Source organism: Streptomyces sp. NBC_01363, from assembly GCF_026340595.1.
Classification (GTDB): Bacteria; Actinomycetota; Actinomycetes; order Streptomycetales; family Streptomycetaceae; genus Streptomyces.
On the sequence record NZ_JAPEPF010000001.1, the window covers coordinates 4,987,480 to 5,002,211 of the forward strand.

At 71.7% G+C, this 14,732-nt stretch carries 13 protein-coding genes and 1 pseudogene; 5 read left to right on the forward strand and 9 right to left on the reverse strand.

Translation table 11 applies throughout. From position 1 onward, the window contains the following. Nucleotides 1–83: 83 nt before the first annotated feature. From OG611_RS22600 to OG611_RS22610, 3 genes are all read right to left on the reverse strand, one after another. Nucleotides 84–1,190 (reverse strand): C45 family peptidase, encoded by a 1,107-nt coding sequence (locus tag OG611_RS22600; protein WP_266423074.1) that lies wholly within the window; start codon nt 1,188–1,190, stop codon nt 84–86. Further along, nucleotides 1,187–2,818: an amidohydrolase gene (locus tag OG611_RS22605; RefSeq protein ID WP_266423076.1), complete on the reverse strand. Its 1,632-nt coding sequence runs from the start codon at nt 2,816–2,818 to the stop codon at nt 1,187–1,189. Before OG611_RS22605 ends, OG611_RS22600 begins: the two co-directional genes overlap by 4 nt. Nucleotides 2,819–2,952: 134 nt before the next feature. Beyond that, nucleotides 2,953–4,386, reverse strand: a complete 1,434-nt coding sequence (locus tag OG611_RS22610; RefSeq protein ID WP_266423079.1) for a cytosine permease — start codon at nt 4,384–4,386, stop codon at nt 2,953–2,955. Nucleotides 4,387–4,474: 88 nt separating this feature from the next. Here OG611_RS22610 and OG611_RS22615 point away from each other — a divergent pair, with 88 nt between their 5' ends. Continuing rightward, a complete protein-coding gene (locus OG611_RS22615) occupies nt 4,475–5,107 on the forward strand; it encodes a TetR/AcrR family transcriptional regulator (protein WP_266423082.1) in 633 nt (210 codons plus the stop codon). Nucleotides 5,108–5,199: 92 nt separating this feature from the next. Here OG611_RS22615 and OG611_RS22620 read toward each other — a convergent pair. Then, nucleotides 5,200–5,451, reverse strand: a pseudogene (locus tag OG611_RS22620) (formate dehydrogenase); the annotation flags it as partial. A gap of 283 nt (nt 5,452–5,734) precedes the next feature. Here OG611_RS22620 and OG611_RS22625 point away from each other — a divergent pair. Then, nucleotides 5,735–6,370 (forward strand): DUF1345 domain-containing protein, encoded by a 636-nt coding sequence (locus tag OG611_RS22625; protein WP_266423085.1) that lies wholly within the window; start codon nt 5,735–5,737, stop codon nt 6,368–6,370. 117 nt (nt 6,371–6,487) lie between these two features. Here OG611_RS22625 and OG611_RS22630 read toward each other — a convergent pair whose 3' ends face one another. Continuing rightward, a complete protein-coding gene (locus tag OG611_RS22630; protein WP_266426108.1) occupies nt 6,488–8,698 on the reverse strand; it encodes an AAA family ATPase in 2,211 nt (736 codons plus the stop codon). Nucleotides 8,699–9,250: 552 nt separating this feature from the next. Between OG611_RS22630 and OG611_RS22635 the strand changes: the two genes are divergently transcribed. Both OG611_RS22635 and OG611_RS22640 read left to right on the forward strand, forming a co-directional pair. Then, the gene (locus OG611_RS22635) at nt 9,251–9,868 is read left to right on the forward strand and encodes an L-threonylcarbamoyladenylate synthase (RefSeq protein ID WP_266423088.1); all 618 of its coding nucleotides are present in this window, start codon (nt 9,251–9,253) and stop codon (nt 9,866–9,868) included. Between the two features lie 142 nt (nt 9,869–10,010). Beyond that, nucleotides 10,011–10,166 (forward strand): DUF6131 family protein, encoded by a 156-nt coding sequence (locus OG611_RS22640; RefSeq protein ID WP_266423090.1) that lies wholly within the window; start codon nt 10,011–10,013, stop codon nt 10,164–10,166. A 30-nt stretch (nt 10,167–10,196) separates the two neighbouring features. Here OG611_RS22640 and OG611_RS22645 read toward each other — a convergent pair whose 3' ends face one another. After that, nucleotides 10,197–10,367, reverse strand: a complete 171-nt coding sequence (locus OG611_RS22645) for a hypothetical protein (protein ID WP_266423093.1) — start codon at nt 10,365–10,367, stop codon at nt 10,197–10,199. A 5-nt stretch (nt 10,368–10,372) separates the two neighbouring features. On the opposite strand from OG611_RS22645, the gene OG611_RS22650 reads away from it, so the two are divergent. After that, nucleotides 10,373–10,873 (forward strand): amidohydrolase family protein, encoded by a 501-nt coding sequence (locus OG611_RS22650; protein ID WP_266423095.1) that lies wholly within the window; start codon nt 10,373–10,375, stop codon nt 10,871–10,873. A gap of 58 nt (nt 10,874–10,931) precedes the next feature. Here the strand turns inward: OG611_RS22650 and OG611_RS22655 are convergent, their stop codons facing one another. The 3 genes from OG611_RS22655 to OG611_RS22665 form a co-directional block, all read right to left on the reverse strand. After that, nucleotides 10,932–11,162, reverse strand: coding sequence for a MarR family winged helix-turn-helix transcriptional regulator (locus OG611_RS22655; RefSeq protein ID WP_266423098.1), 231 nt, complete (start codon nt 11,160–11,162; stop codon nt 10,932–10,934). Between the two features lie 1,010 nt (nt 11,163–12,172). Further along, a complete protein-coding gene (locus OG611_RS22660; RefSeq protein ID WP_266423100.1) occupies nt 12,173–13,360 on the reverse strand; it encodes an amidohydrolase in 1,188 nt (395 codons plus the stop codon). Then, entirely contained in the window at nt 13,348–14,610 is a 1,263-nt protein-coding gene (locus OG611_RS22665; RefSeq protein WP_266423103.1) for an MFS transporter, read from the reverse strand. The genes OG611_RS22660 and OG611_RS22665 overlap by 13 nt, the downstream gene beginning before the upstream one ends. Nucleotides 14,611–14,732: the final 122 nt, after the last annotated feature.

The following is a 14,732-nucleotide window of genomic DNA, read 5'->3' on the forward strand; positions in this document are numbered from 1 at the left end:
GTGCATCGGTGAAGGGACCCGACGAGGCTCCCCGCGGGTCCGGGCCGCCCGCCCATGCCGGCCATGGGCGGGCCGCATCCGGATCAGCCGGCGTCGAGGACGCGCCAGTCGCGCGTACCGATGTCGGCGGGAGTGCCGTCGAGGATCCTGGCGGTGCGCGTCGCCGGTTCGAGAGCGACGGTCGCGAGGCTCGCCCAGCGCTGGCCGAGCGGCTTGTCCGGATCGGGCAGGCAGGTCACCGGCGGTTCGCCGTCCCCTGTCACGAGGTGGCCCGTGAGCTCGTCGAGCGTGGCCGGCGGCTCTGCGCGCGTGAGACGCGCGCGGACGAAGTCGTGGCGCTCGCCCGAGTCGGGCTGGTAGAGCCAGGTCTTCTCGTCCGCGGCGGGGGCCGGCGTCAGGAAGTGGTTGGTGCGCACGAGCGTGTCGTGTTCGGGCTGCACCGAGAACACACCGACCGGGCTCAGATCGAGGAGGACCGCGTCCGTCTCGTCGAAGAGGGCGAACGAACCGGACGACGCGAGGGGCGCGCCGCGGACGATCTCGACGGCCTCGGCGACGCTGCCCGCCTCTTCGAGGACGATCGCCGCGAGCACATGCACGGGGATGCCGCCGATGCCGTCGCGGACGTGCCCGAGGATGTTGAAGTGCAGGGCGAGTCCGGCACTGTTGACGCCGATCTTGCCGAGGATGCCGTCCTCGGTGATGCCGACGAAGTCGTGCCGGCCGCCACGAACCTCCGACGTGTGCCACCGGGCGCTGAGTTCGACGTGCCAGTCCCAGGTCTGGACGCCGAAGGTGCGTGGCGCCGAACCGCGGTCGCCGGTGATGCGGCGCACGATCGTGGTGCACTCGCCGGGCGGCACGGTGGCGCTGCGCGCCAGGATCTCGGTGCGCGCGTTGAGGGCGCCGATGCGCCACGGCTCGGTGCCGGACCCGTGGGCGATGCCCTCGATCTCGGCGCGTGTTCCCGGGCGGAACCGCCCGATGGCGTCGAGGGCGCGCTCGGCGTCCTCGCGTACCTGGGCGGGGGAGATGGAGCCGAGGGCGAAGAGCCGGTCGTACGCGTCGATCGTGGCGGGGATGCCGTCGCGCAGTTGCTCGCCGCGGGCGATGCCGCGGGCGTGCGGGTCGGTGCCGGCGGCCTTGACGTGGCGGCGGTGTTCGGGACGGGGGATCGACGTCGTGGTCACGAGCGTCCTTTCGCGGTGTTCGTGTGGAGCTGTACGGCGCCGCCGACGACGGTCGCGAGTACGGCGTTGCCGGGCTGTGCTTCGGGGGCGAGGTCGAGCGGGTTGGCCGCGAACACGGAGAGGTCGGCGAGGCAACCGGGCGCGATCCGTCCAAGTTCGGCGGACGCCCCGGCGGCGTACGCGGCGGCGGCGGTCATGCCGGTGTACGCCTCGCGCGCGGAGACCGCCTGACCGGGCTGCACGGGCGCCGCGTCGGACTCCTCGACCGGGCGGCGCAACTGGCAGTCGGCCAGGCCGATGCGCGGATCGCCGGGGCCGATGGGCCAGTCGGAGCCGAGCGCCACGACGGCGCCGTGGTCCAGGAGATCGCGGGTACGCCAGCCGTGGGCGACGCGGTCGGGCCCGATGCGCCGCGACCAGTTGTCGGTGCCGTCGGCGCGCGTGTGCCGGGTCGCGTGCACGGGTTGGAGGCTTGCCACGACGTCGAGTTCGGCGAACCTGCCCAGCAGGTCGTCCGGGATGGACTCGATGTGCTCGATGCGGTGCGGGGCACGGGCGGCCGGGCCGGCCTCCTCGATGACGTCGAGGGCGAACCGGACGGCCTGGTCGCCGATCGCGTGGGTGGCGGTCGGGATGCCGCGCTCGGCGAAGAAGCGCATCGCGGCGCGGTACGCCTCGACGTCACGCCACAGCGGCTCGCGGTTCTCGCCGTGGATGTCCGGGCGGTCGAACCACGCCGTGCCGTTGTCCGCCGTGCCGTCGAGCATGAACTTCGCACCCTCGACGTGCCAGCGCCGCCCGCGCCGACCCTGGAGATCGGCGACGTGCTGCCAGGTCTCCGGCGGGGAGTCGGCCGGCACCAGCGGCGAGCAGCGGATGCGCAGCGGCAGGTCCCCGTGTTCCTCGATGTGCCGGTACACCTCTTCGGAGGGGTCGGAGAAGTCGAGCGCGTGCAGGCCGGTGAGTCCGCTGCGCGCGAGCTGTTCGAGCTGGTGGCGTACGTACTCGGCGGCCGTGTCCACGGACACCTCGGGATAGTGGTCGAACACCAGGTCCATCGCCTGGAGTTCGGCCACGAAGCCGGTCGGTCGGCCGTCCGCGCCGACCTCGATCGACGAGGCGTCGGTGAACGTCTCCTGGCCGGTCAGGCCGACGAGTTCCACGACCCGGGGGCTCACGACGAGAGCGTGCGCGTCGCGGGTCATCAGCGAGATCGGCCTGCCGGGGAAGCGCTCGGCGAACACGGTGCCGGCCGGGTCGCCGTCGAAGACGTTCACATCGAGGTCGAATCCGGTGATCCACTCGTCCGACGCCCGTGCGTCCGCCACCTCGGCCAGGCAGGTGAACACCTGCTCCAGGGTCGACGCGCCGGACAGGTCGACGCCGCTGCCGATCGAGATCGACCCCCACACGGGGTGGGCGTGGACATCGGTGAGACCGGGCAGGACCGTGGCGCCCGGGAACTCGTGGACGGCCGTGCCGGGACCCCGCAGCGGTTCGAGGTCCGACGCATCGCCGACGGCGATGAGACGGCCGCCGGTGATCGCGACCGCGTTCGCACCGGGGGCGACGGCTTCCCCGGCCAGATGTTCGATGTGGTGGGCGAGCACCATGATGTCGGCTTGCACAGGATTTCCTTCTGGTCTTGCGGAGTTCGATGTCTTGCCGCGTTCGATGCGCGGATCGATGTACGGGGCGGTTCCTTCGCGCGCACGGCACGGGGCACGACGCCGTGCGCGCAGGATCGCCGGAAGGGCACGCGTCAGTCGCGCGGGATGCTCCGAAGGGCGCGGGTCATCGCCCAGTAGACGGCGGCGGCGGCGATCATGCCGGACGGAATCGCCATGTCGATGTCGTCCAGGGCCTCGGCGATCGGGCCGACCCAGAAGCTGGTGTTCACCCACAGCGCGGACGTGAGGCCGCCGACGACGATGGCGAGGAATCCGGCCCAGTGGACGCCGCGGTGGTACCAGAAGGGGCCGCCGCGCCGCTGTTCGAGGAGGTCGCGCCCGTCGTAGCGGTTGCGCCGCAGGACCAGGTCGGTCACGGCCACCGCCATGGCCGGGCCGGTCACGACGACCACGAGCTGGAGCATGGTGTTGACACTGGTCAGGAAGTCGAAGACGAGGATCGCGTACAGCGTCATGATCGTGCCCAGCACCCCGATGATCAGGACGGCCGGGATGCGCGCGAGACGGACGCCGACCGACTGGATGGACAGGCTGGCGCTGTAGGCCGTCATGCCGTTGTTCGTCATGGTGTTGACGACGACCGCGATGACGAAGACGGGGATGAACCAGCCCGGCAGGATGCTCTCCAGTGCGGCCTCCGGGTCGCTCATGTCGAGGCTGGTGGCCGCGAGCGCGCCGACCATGGTGAAGACGGTGCTCGGCAGGTACGCCCCGAGCGCCGTCCACCCCGCGATGGCGACCGGGCTGCTGTCGCGGGGCAGGTATCGGGCGAGGTCCGGGCTGTTGCTGTACGAGAGGGGAGTGGAGGCGATGATGGTGAATCCCGTGCCGAGCGCCACGGCGAGCGCGGTCCCCCTGAGCGGTTCGGCGGGGGCGTAGGACCAGTCGGTTCCGGCGAGCACGTACCCCGTGACGACGATGAACACCACGGTCAGGACAACGCTGAGGGCGGTGTAGAGGCGGACGATCGTCGCGTATCCGAAGATCGCGATCAGCAGCGTTCCCCCGGCGATGAGGCAGATGACGGCCGCGTCGACAGCTGAGTTGTCCGGCAGGCCGAACCGGCCCGCCAGGCCGATGCCGGCGACCGAGGCGGCCGACCAGTTCAGGGCGAGGTAGGCGGCGGCTATGAGCCAGCCGGTCAGGACGAGCACGATCTTGTTGCCCACGACGCCGTACATCGCGCGAGAGATGACCGACCCGCTCGTGCCGGCGACCGGACCGCTCGCGGCGACGACGCCCGTACAGATCCACAGCAGGTTCCCGGCGAGGATCACGCCGAGGGCCTGCGGGAGCGTGAGGCCCATGAGGATCAGGGTGGCGCCGACGACGAAGCTCAGATAGCTCACGTTCGGCGCCGCCCAGATCGCGAACAGCTGGCGCGGCCGCCCGCCGCGCTCGTCCGCCGGGACCAGGTCGATCCCCCTCGTCTCCATATGCCCCGTGCGCTCGGAGCCGTGTTCGTCGAGGGGGCTCGCGAAGGAGTTGGGGTTCGTCGTCGTCATCGGGGCCTCTCGGGTCCGCCGGCCGTCGGGCCCCTATTGGGCAAATGGCCAACTGCGTGTTGGGCACACATCCAATAGCGTGTCCCCCATGACGTCAAGACCTCAGCCGACACGGACCCGGAAGCTGCCCGGCGAGCGCAGGGCGGAAATCGTGCAGACCGCAGCGGGCATCGCCCTGGAGGAGGGGCTGGAACGCATCACGCTCCGACGTGTCGCCGACGAGCTGGGCGTCCGCCCCGGGCTCATCGGCCACTACTTCCCGGCCGCGGACAACCTCGTGAGCGAGGCGTTCTCCCACGCCGCGACGAGGGAACGCGAATCGCTCCTGCCCCGCGAGGAACAGGCGCTTCCCGCGGACGTGCGGCTCGGGCGCTTCCTCGTGCGCCTCACCGACGGCGAGTACCAGGACCTCAGCCGGCTGTGGCTCAACGCGCGGCACGTCAGCAGGTTCAAGCCGGGGCTGCGCGCGGCGGTGCGCACGCAGGAGTCCGTGACACGCACCGCCCTCGCGGATCTCATCGAGGAAGGGCGCTGCACCGGGGCCTTCACGACCGACGACTCACTCGGAGCGGCCCTGCACATCCTGGTCACCGTCGACGGCCTCGGTGCGTACGCCAACGACGACGCACAGGTGGACCACCCGGTGCTGGAGGACATGGCCATCGTCACGGCCGAACGTGTGCTCGGCCTCGCCCGAGGCACCCTCCGTGACCGGGCCTGACACACCCGGACCGGGCGGGCCCGACCACTGGGCCGGGAAGGGGCGGGCCCCTCCCCCGTGCGGGGACACAGCAACGTCCAGGGCAACCGCACGTCGGGCCACGCGCACCCGGGGCAGTCGAACCCGGTGTTCTCGTGGTTCATCCGCATGATGGCCCGCGGACCGTCGACCAGAGCGCCCTCGCGCACCAGGAAACGGCTCACACCCTTCGCCGCGCCCCAGCCCGCGGCGGGGTGGTGGTAGGGACGGAACTCCGGATCGCCCTCGGGGCCGGGACCGACCGCGGGTTCCAGGGGCTGCTGCTCGCCATGGTCGGTGCGCAAGGACTTCAACCCTTCCGCCATCAGGGCGCGAGGTGAAATCGATCCCGAGGTGAGAAATGATCCTTTTGGGCAGGCTATGCATGCGGATCCACCCGCGCCACCCGGCTTCCACCGGTGCGGTACGCGGAGCACGGCCGCCCGGGGAGTCCCGTGCTGGGCGCGTCCGTCGCCCGCACCGGGCTGCATCCCGGTGCGGGCGCGGATAGCGTGGGGCGTACTTTTTGTCCGCCCGGTGTCTCATGGGCGGCATCCCGGCCGGGCACGGTGATCCACCGAGCCATCGAGGTGGTCACCCTTGACGTCCATGAACCGTTGGCCGACGCTCTCCGCCGTGCCCCGACTCGTCGGAGCGGTGATCGCCGGCGTGGTGGTCGGCGTGGTCACCGCCGTGCCGGCCAACGGACCGTTGGGAATTCTCGCCGGAATCGCCGCTGCGGAGACGCTCTTCGTGCTGACGGGGTGGATCGTGCTGTGGCCCATGGACGCGGCGACCACCCATCGCAACGTCCGGCGCGAGGAGTTCCGGCCCGTCGTCGAAGAGCTGGTCGTCGTCGCGGCCTCCCTGTGCGGACTGGTCGGCATCGTGGTGATGCTCCTGGCCGGCCACTCGGACCTGAGCCACGCCGCCGCCGCGACGGCGCTCTGCGGCGTGTTCATGGCCTGGGCGTCGCTCCACCTGATGTATGCCACTCGCTACGCGTACCTCTACTACCTGCCGACCGAGGGCGGGATCGACTTCAATTCCCGGGACCGGCCGAGGTACGTCGACTTCCTCTACTTCAGTTACAACCTCGGGATGACCTATCAGGTCTCCGACACCGGCGTCTCCAGTTCCACGATCCGCGCGGTCGTCCTCCGGCACTGCCTGCTGTCCTACGTGTTCGGCGCCAGCATCCTGGCCACCACGATCAACCTCGTCGTCGGAATCGTCACCAGCTGATGCGGCGGCTGCCCCGTACGGTCACGCCGGCAAGGGCACCGGCCCCGGGCCGACGCGCGGGTGACGGGCGGCGGCACCCACGGCCGGGGCCGCCCGGGGTGCCGCGCCCGGACACCGTCAGCGCAGCGCCTCGGGCAGCTCCTCCCGGTGGACGATGCCCAGGCGTTGCGTGGCACGGGTCAGAGCCACGTACAGGTCACTGGCCCCGAACCCGGCGGGCTCCACGACCAGCACATGGTCGAATTCGAGCCCCTTGGCCTGCCGCGGGCCGAGCAGCACCACCGGCCGGGTCAGATCCGGCTCGGCACCGGCCGTGACTCCGTCCAGCGGAGCCGCGATCTCCTCGTGGAGCGCCCGCGGCGCGATCACCGCGAGGCGTCCCTCTCCGGGCATCAGCTCCGCGACCGCCTGTGCCACGGCACCCGCCAGGTCCTCCCCGGCGTCCCGCGTCCACGGCACCTCGCCGGTGGACCGTACCGAACCGGGCGGCTCGAAGGAAGGGTCCTCGGCCCGTACGACCCGGGCGGCCAGCTCCATGATCTCCGCGGGCGTGCGGTAGTTGACCTGGAGCCGGACGTGCTCGAAGCGGTCACCGACGTACGGCTCCAGGATCTTCTCCCACGAGCCGACACCGGCCTCCTCGGAGGTCTGTGCCGGGTCGCCGACCAGGGTCATCGAGCGGGTCGGCGAACGGCGCATCAGCAGCCGCCACGCCATCGGCGACAACTCCTGCGCCTCGTCGACGATGATGTGCCCGAACGTCCAGCACCGGTCCGCGGCGGCGCGCTCGGCGGCACTGCGGTGATCGGCCTCCTCCTGCCGCTCCGCCATCCGTTCGGCATCGACGATGTCGTGGGCGGCGAGGACCTCGGACTCCTCGTCCTCGAACTCGTACGTCTCCGAGCCCCTCGAAAGCTCCAGCACGCCCTGCGCGTACGCGATCCGCTCCTGGCGCTCGGCCTCGGCCGCCGCCCGCTCGGCACTGTCGTCGACCCCGAGGAGTTCCGCCGCCTCGTCGAGCAGGGGAACATCGGCGGGGGTCCATGTCCCGTTGCCGGGCGCGCGCCGGATGGCTTCGGCTTCCTCGTCCGTCATGTGCACGGGGTCGGCCAGATACTCGGTGAGGAACCTCTCCGGGGTGAGGGCCGGCCACAGCTCCTCGATGGCGGCGTGCACCTCCTGCTCGGCCGCGACGCTCTTGCCGAGCTGGGCGATGTCGTCGGGGCCGAGCAGGTTGGGACCGCCGTACGGGTCCGCGCCGAGCCGCTCGGTGAGCTGCGCGGTGAGGGCGTCGATGATCCGGAAGGCGAAGTACGGACGGGCGAGATTGTGCGGCAGGCGGGTGTCGCGGGCCGCCTCACGGGCCTCGTGGGCGATTTCCCGGTCGAGCACGAGGTTCCCGTCGTCGTGCGGGACGACCAGGGGCACGCCGGGTTCGGGCAGCCGCTGCCGGTCGCGGACGGCGAGGGCGAGCGCCTCCGCCATCCGCGCACCGCCCTTGACGGCGGCGGCACTGGGCGTGTCGGTGCCGTCGGCGTGGACCCCGGGGAAGAGTTCGGCCTGCGTGGCGAGCAGGACACCGGTCTCGCCGAGCGCGGGCAGTACCTCGCCGATGTAGTGCAGGAAGGCGGGGTTGGGGCCCACGATCAGGACGGCGCGCCTGGCGAGCAGCTCACGGTGCTCGTACAGGAGGAAGGCCGCCCGGTGCAGCGCCACCGCTGTCTTGCCGGTACCGGGGCCGCCCTCGACGACGAGGATCCCGCGGTGCGGGGCGCGGATGATGCGGTCCTGTTCCGCCTGGACGGTCCGCACGATGTCGCCCATGCGGCCGGTGCGGGCGGAGTTCAGGGCGGCGAGCAGTACGGCATCGCCGCTCGGGTCCTCGAAGCCGGTGCGCTCCCGGTCCCGGAGGTCGAGGATCTCGTCGTGCAGCTCGGTGACGGCGCGGCCCTCGGCGGTGATGTGCCTGCGCCGGCGCAGCCCCATGGGCGTGTGACCGGTGGCGAGGTAGAAGGGGCGGGCGACCGGCGCACGCCAGTCGATCAGCAGAGGTGTATGCGCGGTGTCGTCCTCGCGGATTCCGATACGGCCGATGTGGTGCGCGGTGCCCTCGGAGAGATCGATGCGGCCGAAACACAAGGAGCCGTCCACCGCGTTCAGGGCGGCCAGCAGACCCGAGCGTTCGGCGACGAGCACATCGCGTTCGAGACGGGCCTGCAGGCCGGTCCCGACCGGCGTCAGCGCGTCCTCGACGTCCTGCGCGGCGACTCCGCGCAGGACGTCGACACGGTCGTAGAGCCGGTCGACGAATTCCTGCTCCTTCTGCAATTCGGCGCTTTCCCGATTTGACAAAATGGCTCCCTGCCGGATACGGTGTTTATTAGTGGCTCGGTGGTAGGTCTTTTCTGTGTGAACACAGAACCACTCAATATACCTGGGAGAATCCCCGGCCCGCAATTGCGGGCCGGGGATTCTCTGTGCTGTCGGTACCGCCGGTCCCGTATTCCGGGCGGCTTCTGCCCGCAAGGGTTCTCACCCCGGCGTTGTTTCCGGTTCCGGTTTCTGTGGTCGTGGTTTCAGTTCCAGCGCCTGGCCGCCGCGCACGGCTACACCGGTTCCATCGACGGCGCGATGGGACCCAACTCCTGACGAGGCTTCAGCCGCTTCATCAACCAGGACCGCTGGAACTGAAACCGGAAACAACGCCACCACCCGTGCGGCCGGGCCCGGCACCGTGCGGCTCGGATCGCATGGTGCCCGCTGTCGTCGCCCCGGCCGCAGCCCTCGCCGACCGCCACACCGGCGGCGCGCGGACGGGCGATGCGGCCACACGCCCGCCGATGAGCGGTCCGGTCGACGGGCAGCCCGTAGACTCCGCGAATGGCGAAGTATTTCGACGTACACCCCGAGAATCCTCAGCGGCGCACCATCAGCAGCGTGGCCGACAGCATCCGATCCGGCGCGCTCGTCGCGTACCCGACGGACTCCTGCTACGCACTGGGGTGCAGGCTGGGCAGCCGTGACGGCATCGGCCGGATCCGGTCGATCCGGCACCTCGACGACCGTCACCACTTCACGCTCGTGTGCCAGAACTTTGCGCAGCTCGGGCAGTTCGTGCACGTCGACAACGACGTGTTCCGGGCGATCAAGGCGGCGACGCCCGGCAGTTACACCTTCATCCTCCCCGCGACCAAAGAGGTGCCGCGCCAACTGCTGCACCCGAAGAAGACGGTCGGAGTCCGGATCCCCGACCACGTGGTCGCTCAGGCGCTGCTCGCCGAACTCGGGGAACCGCTGCTCTCCAGCACCCTGCTCCTGCCCGACGAGGACGAGCCGCTGACGCAGGGCTGGGAGATCAAGGAACGGCTCGACCACGTGGTGGACGCCGTCGTCGACTCGGGCGACTGCGGCACCGAGCCGACCACGGTCATCGACTTCTCCGGCGGCGAACCCGAGATCGTCCGCCGGGGAGCCGGTGACATCACGCGGTTCGAGTAGCCGCGTCGGCTCGCTGCCTGCGCCGCTCCGCGCGCGCCGGCTGCCGGGGGTGTGATCGCGTCGCCGGGCGGGTGATCCTGCCGGATTCCTCCGGTGCGCGGCCGGGCGCATACTGGGGGGAACCGCACGATTGGAGGACGCCATGATCGTCCTCGGTGTCATTCTGCTGGTCATCGGCCTGGTGGCCGGAATCTCGATCCTGTGGACCATCGGCGTCGCGCTCGTCGTGATCGGTGCCATTCTGTGGATCCTGGGCGCCGTGGGGCACGCGGTGGGCGGCCGGCGCCACTACTGGTAGCGCCGTCGCACCGGCTGTCCGGGGTGCGGGTCACAGCCCCGGGAACCGCCGCATGCGGACGTCGCAGTAGGTACGCAGTCCGTCGACCGGGGCGTGGATGGCGGAGCGGGCGTAGTGGGAGGCGTCCCAACCCGCGTACAGGGGGACCGTGAGCGGGCCGTCGGGTGTGCGCACGATCAGTTCGGAGTGCTGCCCACCCATGCGCGGTGACCAGCGACGCGCAGGTGGCCCGGATCGCGGCGCTCGGCCTGATCCCGGTGCCGCAGGGCCGGTTCCTCTCCGAGACCGGTGACGGACTGCTGGCGGCGCTGGGCCCCGAACGCTCCCGACTGGCCTACCGGATGCGGTCGTTCCTGGACGCGGGCCTGGTCCTGCCCGGCTCCTCGGACGCCCCCGTGGTCGCCTCCGACCCGCTGCTGAGCATCCACGGCATGGTGAACCGGCGGACCGCCTCGGGTGCGCCGATCGGCCCGCACGAGGCGGTGACGGCACGGGAGGCGCTGACCGCCTACACGGTCGGCTCGGCCCACGCCGTCCACGAGGAGCACATCAAGGGGACCCTCGCCCGGGGCATGCTCGCCGATTTCGCGGTGCTCAGCGACGACCTGCTCGCAGTGGCCCCGGAACGCATCGGGGAGCTGCCGGTGGGGGCGACCGTCGTCGGCGGCCGGGTCGCCCATGACACCGGAGCGCTCACGGTCTCCTGAGCGCGCCGCCCGGCAGCGGCACCGGCGTCCGGCGGCACCGGCTGCCACGGAGGCGGAGTCACCGCTCCCTCCGCTGCGCCGCCCGCCGCAACAGGCCGAGGAACTGCTCCCGTTCCTCGGGGGAGAACGGCGCCGGCATCTCCTCGTTCACCGCGACGACCGCGGGCGCGAGGCGGACGGCCGGCTCCCGGCCGCTCCCGGTGATGCGTACCAGCTTCCGGCGCCGGTCCTTGTCGTCCTGCGGTGGAGGCGTCGTCGGGGTCCGTACCGCGGGAGCCGCGGGCGGCATCAGGGGTCGGGCAGGCGCTGGCCTCGCTGCGGAGCAGCCCCGGGTTCCGCTTCCTGTGGGTCTCCAACCTGTTCTTCTACGGCGGCGCGTGGACGCAGACGCTGGTCCTGGGCCGGCTCGTGTTCGACACGACCCGGTTCGGAGTTCCTGCTCGCCGTCATCGGCCCGGCGATCGGCGGGGCGATGATCAGCGCCTTCGGGGCGCCCGCGGCCCTCTGGATCTCGACCAGCTGGTACGCGGTGTCACTCGTGGCGCCCTGGCCCCTGCGCGGCGTGGGACAGACGGCACCGGGCCGGCCGGAACCGGAGCTGCGGATGCTCGCCTGCGGATTCCGTACGGTCCTGACCAGCAGGCTCACAGCGGCCGTACGGCGCGTCACCCTCGCCGCGAACGTCCTGCTGTGGCCGGTCTGTCAGGCGTTCATGCCCGTGTTCGCGAAGGAGACCCTCGGGCTCGACGCCGCGGGCCTGAGATGGCTCCTGACCTGCGGGGGCCTGGGCGGCCTCGCCGGTTCACTCGTCATCGCCATGCTCGACTTCAGGTTCAAGGGCGGGCTGTTCGTGCTCCGCACGGCGGCGTGGGGTGTCCTGTGGTCGCTGTTCGCACTGTCCCGGACGGTGCCGCTCTCGTTCGCCCTGATGGCGTGCATCGGGTTGATGAGCGCTTCGTTCGGCGCGCTGCAGACCACCTTGCTGCTGATGACGACCGCGCCGGAGGTGCGGGGGCGCGCCCTCGGCCTCCAGGAACTCGCCATCGGTGTGATGCATTTCGCCTCGCTGGGGGTCGGTACCACCGCCTTCCTCAGCGCGCTCCTGCTGGTCGTGGTTCCGCTGACCCCGCGGCCCGAGTGCCCCAACTGCTCAGGTACAGCGGCGTGCACGTCCCGTAGCGCGGGGGCGCCGGCCATCATCGGGTGTGGACCCGGACCAGGGCGACGTGGGCCCGGACCAGGAGCACGGCCGCGGCGGAACCTCTCCGCCGCGGCCGTACCCGTCGTCACCGACCGGGATCAGATCCGGAGCTCGCCGTCCCGGACCACCACTCGCCCACCGGCGATCACCAGCTGTCGGCGCGGCGTACGGACGAGGGCGTCCTGGACGTTCTCGGCGTCCAGCAGCACGATGTCCGCCCGCGCCCCCGCGACGATGTCGTGGGCGTCGCGGTGCACGAAGCCCGCCGCGCGCGTGGAGGCCAGCTCCACCGCGTAGGCCAGTTCCTCGTCGGTGCGCAGGCCGTGGAGCCGGGCGAAGCCGAGCGCGACGCGCAGGAGGTCGCCGTCACCGTACGGCGACCACAGGTCCCTGATCCCGTCGGTGCCCAGACCGATCGGGACGCCGCGGTCCCGCATTCCGCGCCAGGGCAGCGGCGCGGTGCGGACCGGGGCCACGGTCGCCCAGGAGATACCGGCTTCCTCGCAGGCTTCGAGCAGGCTCTGCTGCCGGTTCGCCGGCAGCTCGCCCAGGGCGAAGCCGTGCGAGACCGTCACCTTGCCGTGCAGGCCCGTACGCAGGGTGCGATCGATGATGAGCTCGATCTGGAAGGCGCCGAGATCCCCTCCGTCGTGCAGATGGATGTCGAGCCCGACGCCCTGCCGCTCCGCGATGCCGAAGAGGCCGTCGAGCTGCGCCACGGGGTCGCGGTCGATCGAAGCCGGGTCGAGGCCGCCGATGGCGGTCGCGCCCGCCGCGGCCGCCTGATCGAGGAGTTCCAGCACACCGGGGCGGCGCATCACGCCGTCCTGCGGGAACGCGACGATCTCCACCTCGATCGCGCCGCCGAACGCGGCCACCGCCTCGCGGACCACCTCGATCCCGTGCAGTCCGACACCGAGGTCGACGTCCACGTGACTGCGTACCGCCGTCGTGCCGTGCCGGAGGGACTCGCCCAGCACGGCACGAGTCGAGGACGGGCTGGGGATGCCGAGCCCGTCGCGCTCCGCGCGTTCGTGGGAGATGCGACCCTGCGTCGTGGCCTCCCCGCCGTAGGAGACCCATGGCTGCCCCCACCAGCTCTTGTCGAGATGGGCGTGCGCGTTGATGAAGCCGGGCAGGGCGAGAAGCCCGCCGCCGTCGAGGCGGTCACCGTCGCCGGCCGCCGTTCCGGCGGGCACCACGGAGAGGATCTCGGCGTCGGACATCACGATGTCCACGGGTGCCGCACCCCAGGGGCGGACGTTCGTCAGTATCACATGAGCCATGAAGCGATGGTATACCAAATGCTCTGGTGTCGGTCGGTCGGGTGGCGGAGTCCGGCACCGCGCCGACGTGCGAGGGCGAGTGGCAGTGTGGCGAGGGAGAGCGCGGCCGTGACCATGAGCGCCAGGGAGAATGAGGCCGCCGTGGCGAGGTAGCCGACGAGGAGGGCGCCCACTCCCGTTCCGGCGTCGAACCCGATGTTCCATACGGCGCTCGCGACGCCGCTGGACCGACGGTCGACGGCGGCGAAGGCGTCCACCAGGGTCAGGTTCTGGAGCCCGCCGTAGCTGACCCCGACCAGGGCCGTCCCGGCCAGCAGGGGAACCAGGCCCGTCGCCTCCGGCGAGGTCACCGCCCAGGCGGTCAGGGCGAGCCCAGCGGCCGTGACGATCACGAGCGGCCACAGGAACGGCCGGGTGCCGTACCGGTCGGCCAGTGCCCCGAACCGCCAGCGGGAGGCGGCCGCCGTCCCCGTCAGGAGCAGCAATCCGGCCAGGGTCGCGGTGGGGTCGCTGCTCATCTGCGGGGCGAAGGTGATCAGGGCGCCCCCGGCCGTCGTGACGCCGAGCAGGAGCAGCATCGGCCGGAGCAGCGGAAGGTACGCGGCGCGTCCGCCCGCCGTGCCGTCCCGGTGCGGTGGGTCCTCGGTCCCGGCCGGGTGCCCGCTCAGCCGGCGGGCGAGCCGCAGTGCGGGCAGCACGCCGAGCAGGGGCAGCGCACCGATCGCGAACACGACCCCGAAGCCGAGGTTCTCCGCGGCCCAGGGCGCGGTCGAGACCAGGATGAACTGAGGCCCCGCGATCGCCAGACCGTATGCCCCGACCGCCTTTCCGCGCCGGGCCGGCTCGACGAGTTCGGCGACGGCGCTCGCGCCGCAGACGGTGAGCACGCCGAACCCGAGTCCGCGCACCACGGCGAGGGCGAGCACCACGCCGAGGTCCGCCGTCAGCAGGTGCGGGAGCGCGGGAACACCGAGCAGGACCATCCCGCAGACCAGGGTGGTCCGCCAGCCGAGGCGGCGTATCGCCGTTGGGACGAGGGTCTGGGCGAGCACGGTGCAGAGCATCAGGATCGCGTTGACCGAACCGGCGCCGGCCGCGTCGGCGCCGCCGTGCACGGCCCAGAGCGGCGCGGTGGGCAGCAGCGCCGCGAATCCCGAGAATCCCATGGCCGTCAGGAGCAGCAGCGCGGGCATGCCCGGTGCGTTCCAGACCGTTTCCCGCGCGGCGGTGTCCGCCGGAGCGTTCCTCACTGGCTCGTGCCTCCGTGTCGCCGTCGACGGACCGGCTGTCGCGGCCGGTCGGCATGCGAGGGAGGGCCGCGCCGAGGCCGCCCACCGTGCACGAATGGTATACCGAATGCGGTGGAACTGTT

Coding starts and splice junctions, on each gene's coding strand:
- OG611_RS22610 (WP_266423079.1), bottom strand. CDS start 4,386: ATGACGACGACGAACCCCAACTCCTTCGCGAGCCCCCTCGACGAACAC.
- OG611_RS22615 (WP_266423082.1), top strand. CDS start 4,475: ATGACGTCAAGACCTCAGCCGACACGGACCCGGAAGCTGCCCGGCGAG.
- OG611_RS22625 (WP_266423085.1), top strand. CDS start 5,735: ATGAACCGTTGGCCGACGCTCTCCGCCGTGCCCCGACTCGTCGGAGCG.
- OG611_RS22635 (WP_266423088.1), top strand. CDS start 9,251: ATGGCGAAGTATTTCGACGTACACCCCGAGAATCCTCAGCGGCGCACC.
- OG611_RS22640 (WP_266423090.1), top strand. CDS start 10,011: ATGATCGTCCTCGGTGTCATTCTGCTGGTCATCGGCCTGGTGGCCGGA.
- OG611_RS22645 (WP_266423093.1), bottom strand. CDS start 10,367: ATGGGTGGGCAGCACTCCGAACTGATCGTGCGCACACCCGACGGCCCG.
- OG611_RS22655 (WP_266423098.1), bottom strand. CDS start 11,162: ATGCCGCCCGCGGCTCCCGCGGTACGGACCCCGACGACGCCTCCACCG.
- OG611_RS22660 (WP_266423100.1), bottom strand. CDS start 13,360: ATGGCTCATGTGATACTGACGAACGTCCGCCCCTGGGGTGCGGCACCC.